This is a genomic window from Micromonospora halotolerans (assembly GCF_032108445.1).
In the GTDB taxonomy this organism is placed as follows: Bacteria; Actinomycetota; Actinomycetes; order Mycobacteriales; family Micromonosporaceae; genus Micromonospora; species Micromonospora halotolerans.
Map to the genome: position 1 here is coordinate 1,903,942 of NZ_CP134876.1, position 23,722 is coordinate 1,927,663.

The 23,722-nt window shown below is 73.5% G+C and carries 22 protein-coding genes and 1 pseudogene; 6 read left to right on the plus strand and 17 right to left on the minus strand.

Annotated elements, in window-relative coordinates:
* Nucleotides 1-7: 7 nt before the first annotated feature.
* Together RMN56_RS08920 and RMN56_RS08925 are read right to left on the minus strand one after the other, a co-directional pair.
* Nucleotides 8-223 carry a DUF397 domain-containing protein gene (locus RMN56_RS08920; protein WP_313723362.1) on the minus strand — a complete coding sequence of 72 codons (216 nt, stop codon included), beginning with the start codon at nucleotides 221-223 and terminating at the stop codon, nucleotides 8-10.
* Nucleotides 214-1,014 (minus strand): helix-turn-helix domain-containing protein, encoded by an 801-nt coding sequence (locus RMN56_RS08925; protein WP_313723363.1) that lies wholly within the window; start codon nucleotides 1,012-1,014, stop codon nucleotides 214-216. The genes RMN56_RS08920 and RMN56_RS08925 overlap by 10 nt, the downstream gene beginning before the upstream one ends.
* 197 nt (nucleotides 1,015-1,211) lie before the next feature.
* Between RMN56_RS08925 and RMN56_RS08930 the strand changes: the two genes are divergently transcribed.
* Nucleotides 1,212-1,580 carry a hypothetical protein gene (locus RMN56_RS08930; protein WP_376787285.1) on the plus strand — a complete coding sequence of 123 codons (369 nt, stop codon included), beginning with the start codon at nucleotides 1,212-1,214 and terminating at the stop codon, nucleotides 1,578-1,580.
* A gap of 471 nt (nucleotides 1,581-2,051) precedes the next feature.
* On the opposite strand, the gene RMN56_RS08935 is transcribed toward RMN56_RS08930, so the two are convergent.
* The 6 genes and pseudogenes from RMN56_RS08935 to RMN56_RS08960 all read right to left on the minus strand — a co-directional run bounded on the left by RMN56_RS08935 (nucleotide 2,052) and on the right by RMN56_RS08960 (nucleotide 10,683).
* The gene (locus RMN56_RS08935; protein ID WP_313723364.1) at nucleotides 2,052-3,359 is read right to left on the minus strand and encodes an ABC transporter ATP-binding protein; all 1,308 of its coding nucleotides are present in this window, start codon (nucleotides 3,357-3,359) and stop codon (nucleotides 2,052-2,054) included.
* 143 nt (nucleotides 3,360-3,502) lie between these two features.
* Nucleotides 3,503-5,710, minus strand: coding sequence for a bifunctional glycosyltransferase/CDP-glycerol:glycerophosphate glycerophosphotransferase (locus RMN56_RS08940; RefSeq protein WP_313723365.1), 2,208 nt, complete (start codon nucleotides 5,708-5,710; stop codon nucleotides 3,503-3,505).
* A gap of 16 nt (nucleotides 5,711-5,726) precedes the next feature.
* Nucleotides 5,727-7,679, minus strand: a complete 1,953-nt coding sequence (locus RMN56_RS08945; RefSeq protein WP_376787286.1) for a DUF5941 domain-containing protein — start codon at nucleotides 7,677-7,679, stop codon at nucleotides 5,727-5,729.
* Nucleotides 7,676-8,281: pseudogene (locus tag RMN56_RS08950) on the minus strand (ABC transporter ATP-binding protein); the annotation flags it as partial. The gene RMN56_RS08945 and the pseudogene RMN56_RS08950, both read right to left, overlap by 4 nt.
* A gap of 138 nt (nucleotides 8,282-8,419) precedes the next feature.
* On the minus strand, nucleotides 8,420-9,247 hold the full coding sequence (locus RMN56_RS08955) for an ABC transporter permease (protein ID WP_313723367.1): 828 nt from the start codon (nucleotides 9,245-9,247) through the stop codon (nucleotides 8,420-8,422).
* A 65-nt stretch (nucleotides 9,248-9,312) separates the two neighbouring features.
* Nucleotides 9,313-10,683, minus strand: coding sequence for an L-serine ammonia-lyase (locus RMN56_RS08960; protein WP_313723368.1), 1,371 nt, complete (start codon nucleotides 10,681-10,683; stop codon nucleotides 9,313-9,315).
* 409 nt (nucleotides 10,684-11,092) lie between these two features.
* On the opposite strand from RMN56_RS08960, the gene RMN56_RS08965 reads away from it, so the two are divergent.
* The gene (locus tag RMN56_RS08965; protein ID WP_262283226.1) at nucleotides 11,093-11,302 is read left to right on the plus strand and encodes a PspC domain-containing protein; all 210 of its coding nucleotides are present in this window, start codon (nucleotides 11,093-11,095) and stop codon (nucleotides 11,300-11,302) included.
* Between the two features lie 45 nt (nucleotides 11,303-11,347).
* On the opposite strand, the gene RMN56_RS08970 is transcribed toward RMN56_RS08965, so the two are convergent.
* From RMN56_RS08970 to pdxH, 7 genes are all read right to left on the minus strand, one after another.
* Nucleotides 11,348-12,112, minus strand: a complete 765-nt coding sequence (locus RMN56_RS08970; protein WP_313723369.1) for a DUF4230 domain-containing protein — start codon at nucleotides 12,110-12,112, stop codon at nucleotides 11,348-11,350.
* 100 nt (nucleotides 12,113-12,212) lie between these two features.
* The gene (locus tag RMN56_RS08975) at nucleotides 12,213-13,373 is read right to left on the minus strand and encodes an acyl-CoA dehydrogenase family protein (protein ID WP_313723370.1); all 1,161 of its coding nucleotides are present in this window, start codon (nucleotides 13,371-13,373) and stop codon (nucleotides 12,213-12,215) included.
* A 31-nt stretch (nucleotides 13,374-13,404) separates the two neighbouring features.
* Nucleotides 13,405-13,710: a type II toxin-antitoxin system VapB family antitoxin gene (locus RMN56_RS08980; RefSeq protein ID WP_073839113.1), complete on the minus strand. Its 306-nt coding sequence runs from the start codon at nucleotides 13,708-13,710 to the stop codon at nucleotides 13,405-13,407.
* Nucleotides 13,711-13,841: 131 nt separating this feature from the next.
* Complete coding sequence (locus tag RMN56_RS08985) at nucleotides 13,842-14,444, minus strand: nitroreductase family protein (RefSeq protein WP_313723373.1); 603 nt, start codon at nucleotides 14,442-14,444, stop codon at nucleotides 13,842-13,844.
* Between the two features lie 2 nt (nucleotides 14,445-14,446).
* Nucleotides 14,447-15,376: an aldose 1-epimerase family protein gene (locus RMN56_RS08990; protein ID WP_313723374.1), complete on the minus strand. Its 930-nt coding sequence runs from the start codon at nucleotides 15,374-15,376 to the stop codon at nucleotides 14,447-14,449.
* A gap of 83 nt (nucleotides 15,377-15,459) precedes the next feature.
* Nucleotides 15,460-16,758 carry an MFS transporter gene (locus tag RMN56_RS08995; protein WP_313723376.1) on the minus strand — a complete coding sequence of 433 codons (1,299 nt, stop codon included), beginning with the start codon at nucleotides 16,756-16,758 and terminating at the stop codon, nucleotides 15,460-15,462.
* Nucleotides 16,755-17,384, minus strand: a complete 630-nt coding sequence (gene pdxH, locus RMN56_RS09000) for a pyridoxamine 5'-phosphate oxidase (RefSeq protein ID WP_313724685.1) — start codon at nucleotides 17,382-17,384, stop codon at nucleotides 16,755-16,757. The genes RMN56_RS08995 and pdxH overlap by 4 nt, the downstream gene beginning before the upstream one ends.
* Before the next feature lie 274 nt (nucleotides 17,385-17,658).
* Here pdxH and RMN56_RS09005 point away from each other — a divergent pair, with 274 nt between their 5' ends.
* The 4 genes from RMN56_RS09005 to RMN56_RS09020 all read left to right on the plus strand — a co-directional run bounded on the left by RMN56_RS09005 (nucleotide 17,659) and on the right by RMN56_RS09020 (nucleotide 22,467).
* Nucleotides 17,659-18,765 (plus strand): citrate synthase 2, encoded by a 1,107-nt coding sequence (locus RMN56_RS09005; protein ID WP_313723377.1) that lies wholly within the window; start codon nucleotides 17,659-17,661, stop codon nucleotides 18,763-18,765.
* 248 nt (nucleotides 18,766-19,013) lie between these two features.
* On the plus strand, nucleotides 19,014-20,141 hold the full coding sequence (serC, locus tag RMN56_RS09010; protein ID WP_313723378.1) for a phosphoserine transaminase: 1,128 nt from the start codon (nucleotides 19,014-19,016) through the stop codon (nucleotides 20,139-20,141).
* Nucleotides 20,142-20,330: 189 nt separating this feature from the next.
* Nucleotides 20,331-21,419, plus strand: a complete 1,089-nt coding sequence (gene sepH / locus RMN56_RS09015; protein WP_313723379.1) for a septation protein SepH — start codon at nucleotides 20,331-20,333, stop codon at nucleotides 21,417-21,419.
* A 61-nt stretch (nucleotides 21,420-21,480) separates the two neighbouring features.
* On the plus strand, nucleotides 21,481-22,467 hold the full coding sequence (locus tag RMN56_RS09020) for an aldo/keto reductase (RefSeq protein ID WP_313723381.1): 987 nt from the start codon (nucleotides 21,481-21,483) through the stop codon (nucleotides 22,465-22,467).
* 93 nt (nucleotides 22,468-22,560) lie between these two features.
* Here the strand turns inward: RMN56_RS09020 and thpR are convergent, their stop codons facing one another.
* A complete protein-coding gene (thpR, locus tag RMN56_RS09025) occupies nucleotides 22,561-23,139 on the minus strand; it encodes an RNA 2',3'-cyclic phosphodiesterase (protein WP_313723382.1) in 579 nt (192 codons plus the stop codon).
* 3 nt (nucleotides 23,140-23,142) lie between these two features.
* Nucleotides 23,143-23,652 carry a hypothetical protein gene (locus tag RMN56_RS09030; RefSeq protein WP_313723383.1) on the minus strand — a complete coding sequence of 170 codons (510 nt, stop codon included), beginning with the start codon at nucleotides 23,650-23,652 and terminating at the stop codon, nucleotides 23,143-23,145.
* Nucleotides 23,653-23,722: the final 70 nt, after the last annotated feature.

A 23,722-nucleotide genomic window follows, 5' to 3' on the forward strand; every position in this document is an offset into this window, starting at 1 on the left:
CCAGACGCTACTCGTCGGTAACTTGCCCGGCAAGGGCCGATCGGCGGGCTTGCTCGACGAAAACGGCCCAGCTCAGCGGGGTGAAGGTCAGCACGGGTCCCGGCCGGTCCTTGCTGTCCCGCACGGCCACCACGCCGGGCAGGTTGTCGGCCACCTCCACGCAGTTGCCGCCGTTGCCGCTACTGCGGATGCTCTTGCGCCAGATCGCGCCGGTCAGGTCCATTGCTCTGCCGCCTTCGAGATCGCCGCCAGGGTGGCTCCGTGCGGCATGGCCTCCGCGCGCACGGACTCCCAGATCTGCCGCAGGGAGTTTACGTCCACGGTCCGCTCGACGATGGTGCCGTGCAACTGGTTATCCAGATAGCCCACGTCGTCGCCATCCGGTGGGGTGGCGAGCACGAACGCGCCGTTCAACCCCGGGTAGGCGCCCGTCCCTCGCGGTACCAGGTGCAGGTGGACGCGAGGCCGGCGGCCCGCCTCGACCAGTTGCCGCAACTGCTCGCGCATGACCTTGGGGCCGCCGACCGGGCGCTCCAGCACGGTGTAGTCGAACACCGCCACGAGCTGCGGCGGGCCGGGCCGGTTCAGCACCGCCTGCCGAGCCAGCCGGGCGACGACCTGCTGCTCCACCTCGTCGCCCAGGAGCTGACCCGCCCCGTCGTAGAGCGCCCGGGCGTACTCCTCGGTTTGCAGCAGGCCGGGCACGACCAGCGGCTCGAAGCTGCGGAGCGCGGTCGCCTCCTGCTCGATGGTCACCCATTCCCGGAACCACGGCATGAGGCTCTCCCGGATCAGAGCGTCCCGGATCCGGACCAGCAGGCCACCTGCCCGCAGCGCCTCGTCGCAGCGCTGGGCGAACTCCTCCCGAGGTGGGCGGCGGCACTGCTCCACGGCCGCCACCAGCGAGGCCGAGTAGTTGACCCGTTCGCCCAGTGCCTCCTGGGACAACCCGGCGTCGCCGCGCAGCCGGCGCAGCTCCCCGGCGAACAGTTCCAGCATCGGCATCCGGCTCATCTGCACACCTCTGCACAACGGGGGACGGCCGATCGCACGGCCGGGCTGGTGGGGAGGGAACGGCTTCCGACCCTAGCCCCACGGTAACCAGACTGTCACCCAGCGGAGCCGCCCCGACCCGTCAAGGGCCGCTCCCGGGCCCGCCCCACCCAACCCCCCGAACCGAGGCGGGCCCACCCCCACCCGAAGGAGGCCGCATGAACGATCGAGCAGATCTTGGTAGGAAAGCGCCCTCGGAGGGGCCACTCCGTACCAAGATCTCACCGGGAGCGACCACAGGGGAGCCGTCGAGGGTCGGTTCGGCGCACACGGCGCTCCGGCCCATGTGGTGCTGCCGGGCGTGCGGGCAGCCGTGGCCCTGCGCGCAGGCCCGGCTGTTGCTCAAGGCCGAGTACGCGGACGACCAGATCGGGCTCTCGCTCTACCTGTGCGGGCTGCTGCACGAGGCGGCCCGGGACCTCTACCGCCTGAACCCGGACGCGGGCCCGTCCCCCGCCGACCTGTTCCGGCGCTTCGTGGCGTGGGGCCCCTACCGCCGGCCGGTCGTGGACCCGCCGCAGCACTGACCGGCCTCCCTCACTAGGCGTGCAGGACCGCCGGGTTCACTGGGAGTGACGTCCCCGACGGACCACCAGGAAGGCCCTGCCCGCCTTTGCTCTGCAGCCATCCACGCATCACCCGTTGAGCTGCGGTCCCTCACCCGCGTCCGCCGCGTCCCCGAACCAGCGCGCTCACTCAGCGCAACCAGCGCGTCCGTGGCTGCAGAGCAAAGGCGCGGAAGGGTTCCCCTCGGGTCGGCGCGGTCCGTGACACCGCGTGTTCCGGCCACAGGACGACCAGCGCGGAAGAGCGGCAGCGGGACGGCCGCCCGAAGCCCACCGGCAGGGAGGCACCCGACGCATGACGGCGCTCGCCGAGGGGCAAGGCCCTCGCCGAGGGCAAGGCACCGAGGCACGAGGGCAAGGCACCGAGGCACGAGGGCCCGCCGGAACGAAGGCGGCGCCGCCGGCAGGAGAAGGCCGCCCGGGGGAAGTTCCTCAGCGCCAGCCGACGTCGATCCGGTCGCCGCGCTCGTCGAAGAAGTGCAGCGCGTCCATCCGCACCTGGACGGCGAGCGGGTGCCCCGCCGACACCTGCGGGTACGGCGCCAGCCGCACGGCCAGCTCCGCCGGGCGGCGATGGTGCCGGCCCGGGTCGGGGAGCACGCTGGTCCGGTTCCCGCCGCCGCTCGGCGCGGCGGAGACGGGCGCGTCCGCCGGCCGCCCGGCGAGCCGCTGCATGACCTGCCCGAACCGGCGCAGGCCGCGCTGGCCGGGGGCGCTGTTCTCGGCCCGGCTGCCCATCTCGTCCACCACGATGGCCGTGGCGCCGATGTCGAGGAAGGCCAGCGACTCGTGGCCGTGGTGCTCGAGGTAGCGGATCCGGCCGTGCAGCACGTCGCCTGCGGTGTCGGGCGCGACCGGGGTGAGCGCCTCGGCCCGCATGCCCACCACGATCCGCTCGCCGTGGTAGTGGGCCACGGCCCGGCTGCGGATGTCGTCCCACGGCAGGTACAGCGACTGCTCGCCGAGGTTCAGCGTGACGTACCGGTCGAGGTGGACGTAGACCGACGCCTCCAGCAGGTTCATCCGCGGGCTGCCGAGGAACGCGGCGACGTAGAGGGTGGCGGGGCGCCCGTACACCTGGGTGGGTGTGCCCACGTCTTGGAGCACACCCTTACGCATGATGGCGACCCGGTCGGCCATGGTCAGGGCCTCGGCCTGGTCGTGCGTGACGTAGATGGTGGTGACCCCCAGCTCGCGGGTCAGCCCGGAGATCTCGGCGCGCAGCTCGGCGCGGAGGCCGCTGTCCAGGTTGGAGAGGGGCTCGTCCATGAGGAACAGGCCGGGCCGGCGCACTATGGCCCGGCCCATCGCCACCCGCTGCCGCTGGCCGCCGGAGAGTTGGCTGGGCTTGCGGGCGAGCACGTCGCCGATGCCCAGCGCGCTCGCCACGTCCTGGATCCGCTCACCGCGCGGCCCGGGCTCGATGCCGGAGAGCCGGAGGGGGAAACCGATGTTGTCGCCGACGGTCATGTGCGGGTAGAGCGCGAAGTCCTGGAAGACCATGGCGATCTTCCGGTCCCGGGGTGGCAGGTCGTTGGCCACCTCGCCGCCGAGCATCACCGCGCCCGAGGTGGGATCCTCCAGCCCGGCGACCATCCGCAACACCGTGGACTTGCCGCAGCCCGAGGGGCCGAGCAGCACCATGAACTCGCCGTCGTTGACGTCCAGATTGATGGTGTCGACCGCGACTGTCCCGTCCTGGAACACCTTGGTGACATCCTTGAGCGCGACGGTGGTCACCGTCTGCCTCCCCAGCTCTCGGCCGAACCCGGGAATGACTGTGACCAGGATCATGGCCCTCGCACATCGGGTAAACGTGCCATGTTCGGCTCGTGAAAGAACCATTAACGAGATTGGCGGCCTTCCATCAGTAAAGCGACCGCTCAGTAACCGGTTTTCCCGGCCGATTCGCCCAGAAAGACCCGGCGGACCACCCGCTCGGCGGCGTGCCCGTCGTCCAGCGCGCAGAACCGGGCCCGGAACCGCTGCCGGGCCTGCTCGGCCGCCGCCCCGCGCACCGCGCCGCTGTGGAAGACGTCGAGCAGCCCGGGGAAGTCGACGGCGACGGCGCCCGGCGGCTCGGCCAGCAGGTCGAAGTAGACGCCCCGGGCCACCCGGTACGCGTCCCAGTCGGGCGCGTAGACCACGATCGGCCGGTCGAGCACCCCGTAGTCGAACATCGCCGAGGAATAGTCCGTGACCAGCACGTCCGCGGCCAGGTACAGGTCCTCAACCGGGTCGTACGCGCTCACGTCCAGCACCCCGTCGGCCGAGGGCCCCTGCGGGCGGCGCTCCCGGTCGTGGAAGTAGTGGCTGCGTATCAGCAGCCGCCCGGACGGGCCGAGCGCCGCACGCAGCCGGTCCGGGTCGAACGGCGGCCGCCAGCCCGGCAGGTGCTCCCGGTGGGTCGGCGCGTAGAGCACCACGTACTCGTCGGGGCCGATGCCCAGCCCCGCGCGGGCCTGGCGGCACTCCTCGGCGGTGGCCAGCGCCAGCCGGTCGTTGCGCGGATAGCCGACCTCCAGCGTGGTGTAGTCGGCCGGGTAGGCCCGCTCCCACATCTGCGTGGAGAAGCTGTTCGAGCTGACGCTGTAGTCCCAGCGGTCCACCCGGCGCAGCAGGTTCGCGAAGTTCATGCCCGCCGCGCCGACCGGGTAGCGCTGCTGATCCAGCCCCATCACCTTCACCGGGGTGCCGTGGTGGGTCTGGACGTGCACGGAGCCGGGCCGCTTGCGGACGAAGTCCGGGAAGTTGACGTTGTTGACCAGCCACCGGGCCCGGGCCAGCACCCGGTAGTAGTCCGGGGTGCCGGCCACCACGTACTCGACGCCCGGCGGCAGCCCGGCCATCCGGTCCCGCCGGACGATCCAGACGCCGCGCACCTGCGGGGCGAGCCGGCGGGCGGCCGCGTAGATGGCGGCCGGGTTGCACGAGTAGCCCCGGTACCAGTACGAGGCGTAGACGGCGAGCGTCGGGTCGAGGGGGCGGTGCAGCTCGGCCCGGTAGTACTCGTGCAGCACCGCGTCCCGGGCCCGACGGGCGTTGAGCCGGGCGACCGGCAGCACCCGCCGCTTGACCCGCCGGGCCGAGCGGCGAGCCCGCTCCTCGGCCTGGTGGGCGGCCCGGAGCGCGCTGAACGTCCGCCACCGCCCGGCCGCCACGAGCCGGTGCTTCACCCCCTCCAGCCCGGACGGGACCGGGTAGCCCTCGGGCGGCAGGAAGCGGGCGTAGTCGGCGTGGATCTGCGCGAAGAACGGCGGCCGCAGCTCGGCGGCGATCCGCTCGCCGTTGCCGAGCACGGTCAGGTAGTGCCAGATCATCCGCTCGAAGACGGCCGGCCGCAGCCCGTTGACCACCGCCGGCCCCCACTGGTCCAGGAGCCGGAACACCCGGTGCCACTGGGCGAAGACCTCGAAGTGCCGGTCGCCCCGGGTCCGGGTGATCGCACCGGTGCGGCGCTGCCGGTAGTTGAGGCAGACCCGGTCCAGCACGCCGATCCGCTCGGCGGCCATCAGCACCGGATAGCTGAACGAGACGTCCTCGTACCAGCCGGGCGCGAAGCGCAGTCCCTGCTCGACCAGGAACTCCCGGCGGACCAGCCGGTTCCACGCGGTGTGCAGCAGCCGCAGGGTCTCCGGCCGCTCCGGCAGCCGGAAGGTCGCCTCGCCGGGCGACTCGGGGAACACGTCCCGCATGGCGCTGCGCGTGCCGACGTTGTTCCAGTGCGCCCGGACGTGGTCGACGAGCAGCACGTCCGGGCGGGTGGCGTGAAGCCGGTCGGCCACGTGCGGCAGGCAGCCGGGGACCAGCCAGTCGTCGCCGTCGACGAACCAGACGTAGTCGCCGACGGCCCGGTCCAGCCCGATGTTGCGGGCCGGGCCGAGCCCGACGTTCTCGGTGAGCCGGACCGGGTGGACCCGGGGGTCACGGGCCGCGTACTCGTCGAGGATCTCGCCGCTGTCGTCCGGGGAGGCGTCGTCGATCCCGATCACCTCGACGTCCTCGAACGGCTGGTCGAGGATCGAGTCGAGACACTCCCGGAGGTAGCCCTGCACCTTGAAGGCCGGTACGACGAAGCTGATCAGGGTCATCCCGGCCGGCCCTCCGTCAGCCCGGCGAGCGGTCACCCCCACGGGCGCGGGCCGGCAGGACCACCCAGGCGAGGACCACGCTCGCGACAAAAACCACGAGAAGGTACGCACCGAGTGTAGCGAGAGCGATGCTCGCAATTCCGGCGATTGACCCGATGGTCAGCAGCGCCGAACGCCCCTCCCAGCCCAGCGAGGCGGGGTGCAGCGGCGGTGCGGCCTGCCGCTTCTCCAGCCGGGCGGTCAGGTCGTAGTGGTGCAGGGTCAGCACGAAGACGTACCCGAAGATGAGCCACGGCGGCACCCGCCCGGCCACCCCGACGGCGATCGCGAACAGGTACTCCCCGGCGCGCAGCGCGGCCGGGACCAGCCAGTCCAGCGGCCCACCGTGCGCCGCCCGCGCGCCCAGCGCGCCACCCAGCAGCACCAGCAGGCCGAGGGGCACGACCCAGGCGCTCAGGTCGGCGCCCGCGTGCACCACCCGCAGCGCGACGACCAGCAGCGCCGCCGCGCCCAGCGCGCCCAGCGCCGCCAGCGCCAGCGGCTGCCGGGCGGCCGGCAGCGTCCGGGCCAGCGGCCCGTCGTCGCGGTGCAGGCCGGTGTCGACCGTGCCCATCACCGGCACCCGCATCCACCGCGCCCGCAGGGTGCGCAGCGCCCCCGTGTACGCGAACGCCAGCACCCCCCACACCAGCACCGCGCAGAGCGCCACCAGCGGCCCGAACAGCGCGGCGGCCACCGCCATGAGCGCCCACCGCTCGCCGATCGGGAAGACCACCGTCCGCTTCAGCCAGTAGGAGACCGAGCCGGTGTCCGCCTGCACCTTGGTCGAGGCGGCGTTCAGCTTCCCGCCGATGCCGCCCGCGTCGCCGGTCGCCGCGCGCGGGCGGCGGGCCGCCTCGTCGTGCAGCACCCCGTACCAGGTGTCGGTCATGTGGCGCACCGTCTGGAGGGTCATGGCGGCGATCGCCAGGGCCCAGCCGTAGCGGAAGCCGGCGTGCGTGGCGCCGTAGCCGAGACCGGCATACACCAGGTATTCCTTGGCCCGGTCGGCCATCGTGTCGAGCCAGCCGCCCCAGGCGCTGAAGTGCCGGGTGTAGCGGGCCAGCTGGCCGTCCACGCAGTCCAGCACGAAGCCCAGGTAGAGCAGGATCCCACCGGCCACCAGCGCGGGCCGCCCGCCGACGCCGAAGAGCACGGCCGCGGCCACCGCGAACGCCACCGAGATCATGGTGACCCCGCTCGGGCCCAGGCCGATCCGGGCGGCGGCCTTCGCCACGTGCGGGGACCAGGTGCTGACGAAGAACGTGCTGAAGAAGTCGTCCCGCTCCTTCACCGACAGCCTCAGCTCGGCCCGGTCCTCGTCGACGGCGGCCACGGCCGCCTGCGCCGCGGCCAGCTCCGCCGGGTCGCCGATCCGGTGCGCCACGAGCAGGCGTACCCGGTGGGCGAAGATCAGGGTGCCGCAGCCGACGAGGCCGGCGACGACCCGGTCCAGGGCGGACGCCGGGCCGTCCGGGGCCGGCGCCGCGCCGGTCGCGGGCCCGCCCACGGCGCGGGCGGCGGCGGCGAGGGCCGGCAGGTCCGCCGGGCCGACGCGCAGCGCACCGCCGAACACGCCGGTGGCGCCCGCCGAGTCGTCCACGGCGACCACCTGGCCGCGCTCCTCGCGGACGGTCACCTGTCCGGCGGCCGGCGGATCGGTCAGCACCAGGGCCACCGTCGGCCCGACCGGGCTGGTCGCCAGGTGCTTGAGTACGGCGGTGTGCGCCACCAGGTCGGCCCCACTGACCAGCACGGGCCCCGTGGCGGCGGCCACCAGGTCGGCCAGTTCGGACAGGCCGGCGGCCACCCGCACCTCGTCCGCCCCGGCCCGGCGCCACTGCCCGGCGAGCCGGTCGGCCAGGCGCTCCCCGGCGTCGGTGCTCAGGCCCGCCGCCGGCCCGGCGGCGAGCACGATCGCGAGCGTCACCGCTGCGTCGCGCCGGCGTACGCCTGCAGCGCCTCGTCGATCGTCCCGTCGACGGTCAGCCGCCCGGCGTCGAGGTAGAGCCCCCGACGACAGAACCGGGTGAGGTCCTTTTCGTTGTGTGACACCAGCACCAGCGTGCGCCCTTCCGCGAGAAGTCGCTCGATGGTCGCATAGCACTTCGCGCGGAACTCGGCGTCCCCGACCGCGGTCACCTCGTCCACCAGCAGCACGGGGTGCGGCAGGTGGGCGATCACCGCGAAACCCAGCCGCACCTTCATGCCCGACGAGTAGTGCCGGACCGAGGTGTCGATGGCGCGTTCCACCTGCTCACCGGCGAACGAGACGATCTCGTCGAAGTGCCGCCGCAGGTACGCCGACGACAGCCCGTGCAGCCCGCCCACCAGGTAGAGGTTCTCCCGGCCGGTCAGGTCGCCGGAGAAACCGGCGGAGAGTTCGAGCAGCGGGGCCACCCGGCCGTGCACCCGGATCGCGCCCTCGTCGGGGATCAGCACGCCGGCGATCAGCCGCAGCAGCGTGCTCTTGCCGGTGCCGTTGCGCCCGACCACGCCGACCGTCTCGCCCGGCTCGATCCGGAACGACACGTCCCGCAGCGGCCAGAACCGGCCGGCGTCCGGGTCCCGGGAGCCCCGGTGGATGAGCAGTTCCCGCAGTCGGAGCTGCCGGCGGCGGTTGCGGACGAACCGGATGCCGAGCCCGTCCGCCTCGATGATCGCCGCCATTCACAGTTCCTTGAGCACGGCCGGTTCGAGGCGGCGGAACGCCCACCAGCCGACCGCGAACACCAGCAGGCTGCCCGCCACGGTGACGGTGAGCAGCCGGGCGTCGGGGAACTCGTCCGGATACCAGATGGCGTGGTGCAGCTGGAAGATCCCGACCAGCGGGTTCAGCTCGTACGCGATCTTCAGCCAGCCCGGCATGCCCGAGTCCCGGACCAGGTTCAGCGGATAGATGATCGGGGTGGCGTAGAAGAGCACCCGGATGATCAGCCGCATGATGCGCTCGATGTCGCGCATCAGCACGTTGCCCGCCGACAGCAGCAGCGCGAGCCCCATCAGCAGGACGAACTGCACCGCCACGGCCAGCGGCAGGGCGAGCAGCGTCCAGCCGAGGTGGATCCGGCCGTGGGCGACGTAGAGGATCGCGATGGCGGCCAGGATAGGCAGGCCGGCCAGGTATTCGGCGAACCGGCCGGTGACCCGGCCGATCGGGAAGACCTGCCGGGGCAGGTTCATCGTGGTGATCAGCCGCGCCTGCCCGGTCAGGGCGTTGGCCGCCTCGGTCAGCGCCGAGCTGGCCCACATCCAGGCGAAGATCCCGGTGATCAGGAACAGCGGGTACGACCCGGCCGCGTCGCCCAGGTGCCGCCGGGTGGCGCCGGAGTAGAGCACGCCGAAGACGAACCAGTAGATGAGACCCATGCCGAGGGGCTCGATGAGCGACCAGAGATAGCCCAGCACGGACTGCTGGTATTTCACCGCGAGATCACGCCGGACCAGGATGCGCAGCGAGGTGCGGGCGGACCAGAGCGCGGCGACGCCGGACGTCACCGTCCCATCCTGGCCCAGGAGCGTCCCGGCCCGTCGTACGGACGCGCCGGGTCACCCCTTCGGGTTCAACACTCGATGACGTTGACCGCGAGGCCGCCGCGCGCCGTCTCCTTGTACTTGATCTTCATGTCGGCGCCGGTCTCCCGCATGGTCTTGATGACCTTGTCGAGCGACACGGCGTGCACCCCGTCGCCGCGCAGCGCCAGCCGGGCCGCGGTGATCGCCTTGATGCTGGCCACCGCGTTCCGCTCGATGCACGGGATCTGCACCAGGCCGCCGACCGGGTCGCAGGTGAGCCCGAGGTTGTGCTCCATGCCGATCTCGGCCGCGTTCTCCACCTGCTCGGGCGTGCCGCCCAGCGCCTCGGCCAGCCCGGCGGCCGCCATCGAGCAGGCCGAACCGACCTCGCCCTGGCAGCCGACCTCGGCACCGGAGATCGAGGCGTTCTCCTTGAACAGCACCCCGATGGCGCCGGCTGCCAGCAGGAAGCGGATCACGCCCTCCTCGGAGGCGCCGGGCACGAACCGGGTGTAGTAGTGCAGCACGGCCGGGATGATCCCGGCGGCGCCGTTGGTCGGGGCGGTCACCACCCGGCCGCCGGCGGCGTTCTCCTCGTTGACCGCGAGCGCGAAGAGGGTGACCCAGTCCATGGCGTGCAGCGGGTCGGCGGCGTCGCCCTCCGCCTCCAGGCTGCGGCGCAGCTCGGCCGCCCGGCGGCGCACCTTCAGCCCGCCCGGCAGCACGCCGTCGCGGGCGCAGCCGCTCTCGACGCACTCCCGCATCACCCGCCAGATCTCCAGCAGCCCGGCCCGGACGTCCGCCTCGCTGCGCCAGGACAGCTCGTTGGCGAGCATCACCTCGCTGATCGACAGGCCGGTGGCGGTGGTCACCGACAGCAGCTCCGCGCCGGTGAGGAAGGGGTGGCGGACCCGGGTGCTGTCCGGCTTGATCCGGTCCGCGCCGGCCGCGGCCTCGTCGACCACGAACCCGCCGCCGACGGAGTAGTAGGTGCGGGACCGGACCTGCTGCCCGGCCGCGTCGAAGGCCGCGAAGGTCATGCCGTTCGGGTGGTACGGCAGGGAGCGGCGGCGGTGCAGCACCAGGTCCCGGTCCGGGTCGAAGTCGATCTCCTGGCTGCCCATGAGGCTGAGCCGCCGCTGCGCGCGGATCCGCTCCACCCGCGGCCCGACCGAGTCGGTGTCGACGGTCTCCGGGACCTCCCCCTCCAGCCCGAGCAGTACGGCGCGGTCGCTGCCGTGCCCGTGGCCGGTGGCGCCCAGCGAGCCGAACAGCTCGGCCTGCACGCGCACGACGTCGGCGAGCTGGCCGTCGGCCTTGAGCCCGGCCACGAACGTCCGGGCGGCCCGCATCGGCCCCACGGTGTGCGAGCTGGACGGCCCGATGCCGACGCTGAAGAGGTCGAAAACACTGATCATGGCTGCACTTTCCTCGCCGTCGTCCCCGTCGTGCGGGTTCGGCCCGGTGTGTGCCGCCTCCCGGTGCGGGAGGCGGCGGGCGGCACCCGGGGTGTGGGCGCCCGACCGGCGAGCCTACCCGCCCCCGCCACCTCCCGCCCGCGCCCCGGCACGCCCCCAGCCTGCGCCTCCGCCCGTCTCCCCGCCGTCACCGCCACGTGCCGCCGTCACCGCCGCCTGCCGTCACCGCCGCCTGCCGGCGGGACCGGCGGGCCCGGCCGACCCGGACGAGGGTCGGGCGGGGGCCGCCGGGGTAAAGCACCTACGGGTTCCCGGGTCGCCGATCCTCCTCGGGACCGAGGGCGGGAGGCGCGTCCGTTCCTACCGTGGAATCAGCGCGGCGGATCGCCGCAGAAGTGGGAGTTCGACGATGAGTCGCAAACTGGTCCGGCCCCGCCAGGGGCGCGTGTTCGCCGGCGTCTGCGCCGGCCTGGCCCAGCGGTTCGGCATGTCGGCCGGCATGGTCCGGCTGCTGTTCCTGCTGTCGCTGCTGCTGCCCGGCACGCAGGTGATCGTCTACCTGATCCTCTGGGTCCTCATGCCGAACGAGGACCGCTACCTCGCCGCCGGCCGACACTGACCCGCGCCGCCCGCCCCGGGACCACCCGGGGCGGGCGCGCCGGCGTCAGGGCGCCGTGTAGGTGACGGTCACCTTCTGGTAGCCGAGGGAGCGGAGCAGCCCCTCCAGCATCTTGCGGGTGTTCTCCTGGGCCCGGGCGGTGAGCCCGCTGTCGCGGGCCGCGGCGGTGATCCGGTCCTCGGCGAGCTGGTAGACCTGCTGCTGCCGGTTGGGATCGCCGCCGACCAGGTCGTTCAGCCGGTTGATCAGACCGCGCTGCTCGGCGAAGACGTAGCTCTTGTCCATGTCCAGGTCGGTCTCGCCGAGCTGCGGCGCGGGCAGCTTGATCTCCACGGACTTGCCGTCGTCGGAGACCACCACGGCCCCGTCGGCGATCTTCGAGAAGTCGACGTACGCCTCGATCCGGCCCGCCCCGACGAACAGCGTGCGCTCGTTGAGCAGGAAGTCCGGCACGTTGCGCCGGTCCTTCTGCACGTCGACGACCACCTGGAAGTTGCCCTCGGCGGCCACGTAGCGGCTCAGGTCACGGATCGACTTGAGCAGCGGCGGCTGGCTCCGGTCGGTCTGCTCCTTGGCGAACGGGTTGCGGAAGTCCGGCAGCAGGCCGGTCGCCTGCACGCCGAGCAGCACCACCACGGCCAGCGCGGCCGCGCCGAGCACCCAGAGCAGGCCGCGCACCGGGCCGCCGGACGACGCCGGGGCGCCGGGCCGGGCCTCGGACGGACCGTCGGACCGCGCCCGGAGGGACTCGCCGGTCGGGTATTCCGGGAACTCCCTGGTGGGCTGGTTGCTGTCACCGTCGCGGGCCATCGCCCCTCACCGTCCTCGCCAGACACATCGACTGAGAATGACGGTACGGCCACCGTGCGACAGTCGCTCGCCGAGCGACCCGATCGGGTGAATCCGCAGCTCAGGCGAACGCGGACAGCCCGGTCAGCCGCTGCCCGATGACCAGCTGGTGAATCTCCGAGGTGCCCTCGTAGGTCAGCACGCTCTCCAGGTTGTTGGCGTGCCGCATCACCGGGTACTCACCGGAGACGCCGTTCGCGCCCAGGATGGTCCGGCACTCCCGGGCGATGGCCAGGGCCTCCCGCACGTTGTTCAGCTTGCCCACGCTGACCTGGTCGGGACGCAGCTTCCCGGCATCGGCCAGCCGGCCCAGGTGCAGGGCCAGCAGCAGCCCCTTGTTCCACTCGACGGCCATGTCGGCGAGCTTGGCCTGGGTGAGCTGGAAGCCGGCCAGCGGCCGGCCGAACTGGGTCCGGGTGGTCGCGTAGGACAGTGCGGTCTCCAGGCAGTCCCGGGCCGCGCCGAGCGCGCCCCAGACGATGCCGTGCCTGGCCTCGGTGAGGCAGCTCAGCGGCGCCTTGAGCCCGATGGCCTCGGGCAGCCGGGCGTCCGCCGGCAGCCGCACGTCGTCGAGGGCGATCTCGCCGGTCAGCGACGCGCGCAGCGACATCTTGTGCCGGATCTCCCGCGCCGTCACGCCAGGCGTGTCCATGGGTACGGCGAAACCGCGCACACCCTCGTCGGTGCGCGCCCAGACCACCCCGACGTCGGCGATCGGCGCGTTGGTGATCCACAGCTTGCTGCCGTTGAGGATCCAGTCGTCGCCGTCGCGGCGGGCGCGGGTGGCCATCGAGGCCGGGTCGGAGCCGTGGTCCGGCTCGGTCAGCCCGAAGCAGCCGATCGCCTCGCCGGCCGCCATGGCGGGCAGCCAGCGCTGCTTCTGCTCCTCGCTGCCGTAGCGCCAGATCGCGTACATGGCCAGCGAACCCTGCACCGACACCAGCGAGCGGAGGCCGGAGTCGCCCGCCTCCAGCTCCAGGCAGGCCAGCCCGTAGGCGACGGCCGACGCGCCGGCGCAGCCGTAGCCGGTGAGGTGCATGCCGAGCAGGCCGAGCTTGCCGAACTCGCGGGCCAGCTCCTTGGCCGGGACGTGGCCGTCCTCGTACCAGCCGGCGACGTGCGGGCGGACCCGGTCGTCGACGAGCTGGCGTACGACGGCGCGGATCTGCCGCTCCTCCTCGCCCAGCGACGCGTCGATGTCCAGCAGGTCGAGAGGGGTCATGGCGTCACCTTAACGAAGACTCAGGGGCGCGTCACTCGGGCTGACCGCTGAGCACCAGCACCCGGGCGTGGATCTGGTTGCGCTGCTGGAGCGCCGCGCGCAGCGCCCGGTGCAGGCCGTCCTCCAGATAGAGACCGCCGTTCCACTGCACCACGTGCGGGAAGAGGTCGCCGTAGAAGGTGGAGTCCTCCGCGAGGAGCTTGTCGAGCGCCAGCTCCCGCTTGGTCGTGATGAGCTGGTCCAGCCGCAGCGGGCGCGGCGGGATCTCGGCCCACTGCTTGAGCGTGAGGTTGTGCTCCGGGTAGGGACGCCCGTCCCGGACCGCCCTGAAGATCACGGCACGCTCCCCTCCCCCCGGCCGGGCTGATGATGTCGGTGCCAGCCTAGCCGCACCCGCCACCCGGCGTTTTACTCCCTCATGTCGGTTTCGCTACCGCCGATACCCGGGCCGGACGCGCCGAACCACCCTCAATTCCAGCGGCCCCGCCGGACCACCTCGTCCACCGGCCGGCGACCGCGCCGCAGCGACGGTGACCGGTGGTCGGGCACCCGGTAACCCACGGTGACCGCGCCGATCGGGTGGTACTCCGCCGGCACGCCGAACGCCTCCCGGTACGCCCCGATCCGCTGCGGCGGGATGCCGAAGAAGCAGGCCCCCAGCCCCTCGTCCACGGCGGTGAGCAGCATCAGCAGGGCGGCGAACCCGGTGTCCACATACCAGTAGGGCACCGGCCAGCGGTCCTCCGAGCGGTCCGCCCAGCCCTTGTCCGGCTCGGCGTACCGGTCCAGGTACGCGGAGCGGTTGGCGTGCGGCACCACGATCAGCGGAGCCTTGCGCATCCCGGCCAGCCAGCGCTCCCGGCCGCCGCCGCCCGGGGTGGCCGCCGCCCAGAACCGCTCCCGGTCCGCCGGCTCCTCCAGCACCAGGAAGCCCCAGCCCTGGGCGAACCCGGCCGACGGGGCCCGGACGGCGTGGTCGAGCAGCCGGTCCACCACGTCGGGCGGGACCGGGCGGTCCGGGTCGTAGTTGCGCACCATCCGGCGACGCCGGACGACCTCGGCGAACTCCACGCTCAGGCCCCGGGCCGGATGCCCCAGGTGCCCCGCCAGGTCTGCCCGGGGGCCAGGGTGATCAGGTCCTTGCCGGAGCGGAACGCGTCGGGCGGGCAGGTCATCGGCTCGACCGCCACCGAGCGCCGGTGCCGCTCCCCGGTGAGGGTGTCCCCGGTGAAGACCTGCCACCAGCCGAACTCGCCATCCGCCCAGATGTGCACCGCGGCCGAGCCGTCCGGGGCGGCCAGGGTCACCGACGAGCCGCCGTCGGCGTCCCGCGCCACGTCACCGAAGGCCAGGTCGAGCACCGCGTCGCCGATGGCCCGGGGCTCGGTGTAGTCGAATTCCGAGCCGGCCACCTCGGTCGCGGCCACCGGCAGCAGCCGGTTGTCCAGCAGCACCCGGGTCCGCCCCGGCACCCGAAGGGTCAGCTCGTTCACGCCGACCTTCGGCAGTTGCAGGTAGGGGTGCACGGAGAAGCCGAACGGGGCCGGCTCCTCGGACAAGTTCGTCACCTCGTGGTCGGCGCGCAACCCGTCCGCGCCGACGCTCCACCGGCTCCGCAGCCGCAGCGCCCACGGGTAGCCGGGGCTGGGCGGCAGCTCGTAGCCGATCGTCACGCTCTCCGGCGACTGCTCGACGAGCTGCCACCGCACCCAGTTGACCAGGCCGTGGATGGCGTTGTGCCGGGCCGGCTCGGTCAGGTCGAGCTGGAACGACCGGTCGCCGAAGGTGTAGACGCCGTCGCGGATCCGGTTCGGCCAGGGCGCCAGCACGTGGCCGGCCGACCCGGGGGCCAGCTCGTCCGCCGCGTACCCGTCGAGGTAGTCGATCCCGTCGTGGCGGTAGGTCCGCAGGCCGCCGCCGACCTCGACCACGACGGCCTCGTGGCCGCCGGCCGCGATGGTCCACTGTGCCCCAGACGGTGACAGCCGCTCATCCCTGGTCATGCCCGGCACCCTAGCGGATGAAAGGAGGGGCCCCCTGTTAACGCCTGCGGTATAGCAGGGGGCCCCGCCTAACGCCGGGGAGCTCAGTGGCGCTCGGTGGGCTCGGTGGCTGAGCGGTAGCGGAGCAGGGCCGGGAAGACCGCCACGAGCAGCACCGCGAGCACGGCCGACGCGAGACCGCCGCCCACCATGGCGATGGTCGTGCCGGACGCGGCGGCCATCGCACCCGCCCGCAGGTCACCCAGGCGCGGGCCACCGGCGACCACCACCGTGTTGACGCCCTGGAGCCGGCCGCGCATCCGGTCCGGCGCGTAGATCAGCAGCATCGACTGGCGCAGGGTCGCGCTCACCAGGTCGGCGGCACCGGCCAGGCCGAGCAGCGCCACCACCAGCCAGAGCTGGCGGGCCAGCCCGGCGGCGGCGATCGCCACGCCCCAGCCGACCACGGCCACCACCAGCACGACGCCCTGCCGGCGGACCCGGCCGATCCAGCCGGAGGTGAGGCCGCCCAGCATCGCGCCGATGGCGATCGCGCTGTAGAGCCAGCCGACCGCCGCCCCGCCGCCGAAGCGCTCGTGCGCCAGCTCGGGAAAGAGCGCCCGGGGCATGGCCAGGATCATGGCGATCAGGTCGATGGCGAAGGAGAGCAGCAGCACCGGCGTGGTGGCCAGGTAGCGAAGCCCGTCGACGATGCTGGCCAGCCCCGCCCTGCGCGGCGTCCCGTCGCCGTCCGGGTCCGGCTCGGGGGGCATGGCCGGCAGCCGCAGGGTGGCCCAGAGCGACACGGTGAACAGCAGCCCGTCGACCCCGTACGCGATCGGCAGCCCCACGTCGGTGCGCCAGGTGGCGAAGATCAGGCCGGCGGCGAGCGGCCCGAAGACCGAGGTCGCGGTGAACGTGGTGAAGTTCAGCGTGCTGGCCGCCGGCACCAGCTCGGCCGGCACCAGGCGGGGCAGGATCGCGCTCCGGGTCGGCGACGTGATCGCGAACGCGATCGACTGCACCGCGACCAGGGCCAGCAGCAGCACCGGGCTGCCCACCCGCAGCAGCGACTGCACCAGCAGCGCGAGCGTCGACGCCCAGAGCAGGGCGCCCCCGCCCAGCAGCACCCGCCGCCGGTCCCGGGCGTCGGCGACCGCCCCGCCCCACAGCCCGAAGACCAGCAGCGGCAGGAAGCCGGCGATCCCGAGCAGGCCGACCCAGAACGAGCCGCCGGTCAGGTCGAACATCTCCACCGGCACCGCCACGGCGGTGAACTGGAAGCCGAACATCGCCACGGCGTTGCCGAGCCACACCCGGCGGTACGCGGGCACACCCAGCGGACGTAGGTCGATGGCCCAGCGGCGCGCTCCGCGCGGCCGGGCCTCCTGCACCCCCGTCACGGGGCCAGCCGCTCGGTGACCCAGGTGCCGTCCCCGGTACGCCGGAACCGCAGCCGGTCGTGCAGCCGGCTGGCCCGGCCCTGCCAGAACTCCACCGTCTCCGGCCGCACCCGGAACCCACCCCAGTGCGGCGGCGCGGGGATCTCGTCCACGCCGGCGAAGCGCTCGGCGGCCGCCCGGTACGCCGCGTCCAGCGCCGCCCGGTCGGGCACCACCCGGGACTGGGTGCTGGCCCAGGCGCCGAGCTGGGAGCCGCGCGGCCGGGCGGCGAAGTACGCCTCGGTCTCGGCCCGGTCGACCCGGCTCACCCGACCGGTGACCGTCACCTGCCGGTGCATCGGGAACCAGGGGAAGACCAGACTGGCCCACGGGTTCGCGGTGGCCTCGCCGCCCTTGCGGGAGCCGTAGTTGGTGTAGAAGACGAACCCGTCCGGGTCGTACCCCTTGAGCAGAACGGTGCGGCCGCTCGGCCGCCCGTCGGCGTCGGCGGTGCCGACGACCATGGCGTTCGGTTCGGGCAGCGGATACGCCACCGCGTCGGCGAACCAGCGGGCGAACTGGGTGTGCCAGTCCGGCGCGAGATCCGATTCGGAAAGGCCCAGGTCGGCGGCGTACTCGTTACGCATGCCGGCCGGGGCAGGTGTGTCGCCCGTCACTCTCGTCGTCCCTCTCCCGGGGATGCCGGCGTCCCCCGACGCTGGCCAGGCCCCAGCGTCCAGTCTTCTCCAGCCCGTGAGCTTGTGCACCGGCGGGGATGTCATGTGGCGCACACTCGCCGCGGGTCGCGGAGCCGGTTGCCGAGCAGGCAAGATGTTCCGAACACACCCCCTGAGGGTCGCCCAAAGCCGCGGGTCCGTCAGCCCGCGCGGCAACCACCACCGCCGGAAGCCAGGAGACGACATGGCCGACTTCAAACCGGGCCTGGAGGGCGTCGTAGCCTTCGAGACCCAGATCGCCGAACCGGACCGCGAGGGTGGCGCGCTGCGCTACCGGGGCGTGGACATCGAGGATCTGATCGGTCAGGTCTCCTTCGGCAACGTCTGGGCGCTGCTGGTCGACGGGCGCTTCGGCCCGGGCCTGCCGCCGGCCGAGCCGTTCCCGGTGCCGGTGCACTCCGGCGACATCCGCGTCGACGTGCAGTCCGCGGTCGCCATGCTCGCCCCGTACTGGGGGCTCGACCAGCTCCTCGACATCTCCGACGAGCAGGCCCGCGAGGACCTGGCCCGGGTGTCGGTGACCGCCCTGTCCTTCGTCGCCCAGTCCGCCCGCGGCCTCGGCCTGCCGGCCGTGCCGCAGAAGGAGATCGACAAGGCGGAGACCATCGTCGAGCGGTTCATGAAGCGCTGGCGGGGTGAGCCCGACCCGCGGCACGTCAAGGCCGTCGACGCCTACTTCATCTCGGCCGCCGAGCACGGCCTGAACGCCTCCACCTTCACGGCCCGGATCGTCGCCTCGACCGGCGCCGACGCCGCCGCCTGCATCTCGTCGGGCATCGGCGCGCTCTCCGGCCCGCTGCACGGCGGCGCGCCGTCGCGGGTGCTCAGCATGCTGGAGGCCGTCGAGCGCAGCGGCGACGCCGAGGGCTACGTCAAGGGCGTCCTCGACCGGGGTGAGCGGCTGATGGGCTTCGGCCACCGGGTCTACCGGGCCGAGGACCCGCGCGCCCGGGTGCTCCGCCGCACCGCCAAGGAGCTGGGCGCGCCGCGCTTCGAGATCGCCGAGGCGCTGGAGAAGGCCGCCCTGGCCGAGCTCCAGGCCCGCCGCCCGGACCGGGTGCTCGCCACCAACGTCGAGTTCTGGTCGGCCGTGGTGCTGGACTTCGCCGAGGTGCCGGCGCACATGTTCACCTCGATGTTCACCTGCGCCCGGATGGGCGGTTGGTCCGCGCACATCCTGGAGCAGAAGAAGCTCCAGCGGCTGGTCCGCCCGTCGGCCCGCTACGTCGGGCCGGGCAGCCGCAAGCCGCAGCAGGTCGAGGGCTGGGACGCCATCCCGCACGGCGTCTGATCCCGCCCCGCGTACCCCGCACCAGGGCCCGGTCCGCGACGGACCGGGCCCTGGTTCGTGTGGCGCATCCCTCAGCCCCGGGAGTGGGACCAGCCGTCGGGACGGGCGGCGCGGGTGCGAGGATGAAGGCCGGCAGCGCCGCCGGACCGGGCTCGGACCCGGCTCCGCCGCGCGCCCGCGCGTGGCCGCCGTCGCTCCGCGCCCGCTGAAGGGCCCGCCCTCGCCCACGCGGAAGGATCGAGAAGACCGTGGCTGACGCACCGACCATCCGGATTCCCGACGACATCAGGCCCGCCGACGGCCGCTTCGGCTGCGGCCCGTCCAAGGTCCGTCCCGCGGCGGTCTCCGCACTCGCCGACGTCGCCACCAGCTACCTGGGCACCTCCCACCGGCAGAAGACGGTCCGGGACCAGGTGGCCCGGCTGCGTCGCGGCATCGCCGAGTTCTTCTCCGTCCCGGAGGGCTACGAGGTGGTGCTCGGCAACGGCGGCACCACGGCCTTCTGGGAGGTCGCCACCTTCGGCCTGGTCCGCGACCGGGCCCAGTTCGCCAGCTTCGGCGAGTTCGGCGCCAAGTTCGCCAAGTCGGTCAAGGACGCGCCGTTCCTGGGCGAGCCGACCGTGCGCAAGTCCGAGGCGGGCAGCGCGCCGACCCTGGTCGCCGAGGCGGGCGTGGACGTCTACGCCACCCCGCACAACGAGACCTCCACCGGCGTGGCGGTGCCGATCAGCCGGGTGCCGGGCGCCGACGAGGGCTCGCTGCTGCTGGTCGACGCCACCTCCGGCGCCGGGGGCCTGGAGGTCAACGTCGGCGAGACCGACGTCTACTACTTCGCCCCGCAGAAGTGCTTCGGCTCCGACGGCGGTCTCTGGCTGGCGCTCATGTCGCCGGCCGCGCTCGCCCGGGCCACCGAGATCAAGGAATCGGGCCGCTACATCCCGGCCTTCCTCGACCTGGTCACCGCGATCGACAACTCGCGGCTGGAGCAGACCTACAACACGCCCGCGCTGGCCACCATCTTCCTGGCAGCCGAGCAGACCGACTGGATGAACTCGCAGGGTGGGCTGGCCTGGGCGGCCAAGCGCACCGCCGAGAGCGCGGGCATCGTCTACGGCTGGGCCGAGCGCTCGTCGTTCGCCAGCCCGTTCGTGACCGACCCGGCGCTGCGCTCCAACGTGGTCGCCACCGTCGACTTCGCCGACGGGGTGGACGCCTCGGCGATCGCCAAGGTGCTGCGCGCCAACGGCATCGTGGACACCGAGCCCTACCGGAAGCTCGGCCGCAACCAGCTCCGCGTCGCGCTCTTCCCGGCGGTCGAGCCGTCCGACGTGGAGGCGCTCACCGCGTCCATCGACTACGTGGTCGAGCGACTCTGATCGTCTGGTGACGGTGAGTGGTCGCCGGGGCTCCGGCGACCACCCACCGTGATCATCGCCGCAGCTCAGTCGCAACATGCCGGGTGTCGCATCCCCCACCTTCGGGTAGAGGAGCGTACGGTGGTCCGAGGACGCCCGGGTGGCCGGCTCGTGGCGTGACGGCCAGCGAAGCGGGACGGAGGCAAGCCCATGCGCCCAGTACGCTTCGTCGCCCTCTCGGAGGACGGCCAGGCTCTGGTGCTCGCCGACGAGGTCGGGCGCCTGCTCGCCCTGCCCATCGACGAGCGCATCGCCTCGGCGCTGCACGCCGAGCCGGGCGCGGCCCCGCTCGCGGTCGTGCCGAGCGCCGCCGACCCGACCCCGTCGCTCTCTCCGCGGGACATCCAGGCCCGGATCCGCTCCGGCGAGTCCGCCGAGGACGTCGCCCGGATCGCCGGCGTCCCGGTCGACCGCGTCCTGCGCTACGCGGGCCCGGTGCTCCAGGAGCGGGCCATGCTCGCCCAGCACGCCCGGCGCACCCGGCTCAAGGGCGCCGAGAAGCCGACGCCGCTGGCCGAGGTGGTCAACGGCCGGCTGGCCCAGCACGGGATCGACACCGAGAAGATCTCCTGGGACGCCTACCGCCGCGACGACGGCACCTGGCGGATCATCGCCACCTGGCCGTCCGGCAAGGCCACCGCGCAGGCGGTCTGGGATCTCGACAAGACCCGGCAGAACGTCGCGCCGCACGACGACATGGCGCAGTACCTGTGCGCCGAGCGTCCCACGCCGATTCTCGGCCAGGAGCCGGCGCCCGAGCGGGGCGGCCACGCGCTGCCCGGCCCGTCGCGCGGCGAGCCGAGCCGGGGTGGGCACGGCCTGCCGTCGCCCTCCGAGCACGCCCGTCCGGGTCGGGACCCGATCCGCGCCGGCCGGGACGCGCTGCTCGCCTCGCTGGACCGGCCGCTCGGCGGCACGTCCGGTCGCGGTCTGGACACCCGTTCCCCGGCCGCGCTGGCCGGGTCCGACGCCCCCCGCCAGCGGGCGGTCACCGGAGGCGCGGCCGCGCTGCTCGGCGGCGGCCAGGGCTCCGCGTTCGACGACGACTCGGACGCGCCGAAGGAGATCCCCGCCGTGCCGTCGCTGGCCGTGCTGCGGCCCCGTCGCACCGGTCCCGCGGCGGCGACCGGCGGCACCGGCAGTGAGTCCACCGAGGCCGGTGGCAAGCCGCGCAAGCGCCTGCCCAGCTGGGACGACGTCCTCTTCGGCACCGGCCCGGCGGCCCGCGAGTCCTCCTGAGCGACGGTCCACCCTGGGATTGCGTGAGGCACTCTAAGTGCCCGCGTGCCAGGGTGGACCCATGGAGTACACGAACCTGGGACGCACCGGTCTGTCGGTGAGCCGGCTCTGCCTCGGCACCATGAACTTCGGTCCGCAGACCGACGAGCCGGACAGCTTCGCCATCATGGACCGGGCACTCGAACACGGGATCAACTTCTTCGACACCGCCAACGTCTACGGCTGGAAGACCGGCGAGGGCGTCACCGAACAGATCATCGGCCGGTGGTTCGCCCAGGGCGGCGGGCGCCGGGACAAGGTCGTCCTGGCCACCAAGGTCTACGGCAAGATGGGCGAGTGGCCCAACGATCAGGGCCTGAGCGCCCGGCACATCATCCGGGCCTGCGAGGACTCGCTGCGCCGCCTGCAGACCGACACCATCGACCTCTACCAGATGCACCACATCTCCCGGACCACGCCGTGGGAGGAGATCTGGCAGGCCATGGAGACCCTGGTCGCCCAGGGGAAGGTCCTCTACGTCGGCTCGTCCAACTTCGCCGGCTGGCACATCGCGCAGGCGCAGGCGGCGGCCGGCCGCCGCAACTTCCTCGGCCTCGTCTCCGAGCAGTGCATCTACAACCTGATGACCCGCCACGTCGAGCTGGAGGTGGTCCCGGCCGCGCAGCACTACGGGCTGGGCATCATCCCCTGGTCGCCGCTGCACGGCGGGCTGCTCGCCGGGGTCATCCGCAAGATGGCCGAGGGCGGCGCGGCCCGCGGCGCCAGCGGCCGGTCGGCCGACGCGCTCGCCGAGCACCGGGCCACCATCGAGGCGTACGAGAAGCTCTGCGCGGACCTGGGCCACGACCCGGCGGACGTGGCGCTGGCCTGGCTGCTCTCCCGCCCGGGCGTGACCGCCCCGATCGTCGGCCCGCGCACCATGGACCAGCTCGACCGCAACCTGGGCGCGCTGGCCGTGCGGCTCGACGAGACCACGCTGGAGAAGCTCGATGAGCTCTTCCCGCCGGTCGGCAACGGCGGCCCCGGCCCCGAAGCCTGGGCCTGGTAGTCCCCGCGCCGGGGCGGGCCCCGCGCCTGCCCGCCGGTTCTTCGCCGGGGCGGGCCCCGCGCCCGCCCCGGCGGACCCGGGCGCCCCTGCGACTCAGACGGGCCAGGCCGCGAGGCGGTCGTAGGTGGGGCGCGGGCCCGGATGGCTGCGCACCAGGACCAGCTCGTCGGCGCTCCACTCCGGGCCGAGGTAGTCGTGCAGGGTCACCCGGTCGGCGAGCACGTCCGCGCGGTCGATCCGGTCGCCGGGGCGGGCGATGGTGAGGTGGGCCCGGAACGGCTTCTCGTCGTGCGGCAGCCGGGCCCGGCGCAGCCCCGACCGGATGAGCCGGGCGAGCACGGTCAGCCCGTCGACCTCGCCGCGTACGTCCACCCAGAGCACCGTGAACCGGCCGCGCCCGAAGCTGCCCCCGCCGCCGAGCCGCAGCCGCGGGGAGCTGCCCCGGGCGTCCCGGAACGTCTGCGCGGCGAGGCCGAGCGCGCTCTCCACGTCGACCAGCCGGTCGTCGGGAGTGTCGCCGAGGAAGGCCAGGGTGAGGTGCGCGTTGGCCGGGTCGGCCAGCCGGACGTTGGTGCCGGCGGCCGCGGCGGCGCCGGTGTGCAGCCGGGCCACCTGGGCGCTCAGGTCGTCGACCGCCGGCTTCGGCGGGTAGATCGCGACGAAGAGCCGCACCGCTCAGCGGTGCCGCTGGTGATGGCCGGGGCGGGCGGCGGGCAGGGTGAGCCCGGCGGCGTGCAGGAGGCCCTCGACGCGGACCCGTTCGATCTCCCGGTCGACGCCCTCCAGCTCGGCCAGGTGCTCGGCGATGCCCAGCGCCCCGCAGGCGGCCCGCAGCCGCTCGTCGTACGCGTCGATGACCGCGCCGTGCCAGACCACCGAGCGGTCGGCGGCGGCGAGCCGGTGGCCGCCGAGGCGGCGCAGGTCGATGGCGAGCTGTTCCAGCGGGCGGCGGCCTTCCCGGTCGAACTCGGTCAGGTCGATGTCCCTGGTGAGCGACTCGGCCTCGATGGCCCGGTCCAGCCGCGCGATGGTGCGGCGCTCCCGCCGCTGCTCGCGCCACTCGGCCCACCCGCAGGCCACCCGGTCGAGGATCTCGTCGGCGCAGAAGACCAGCGCGAAGAGGGCCGGCAGGCAGCAGACGGCGAGAATCGCCAGCACCAGCAGCAGACCCCGTCCCACTCCCACATATCGACGCTAAGCCGCGTCGTCCCCGCCCGCCACCCGTTTGGCGACATCCGGACGCGAATGAATGAGG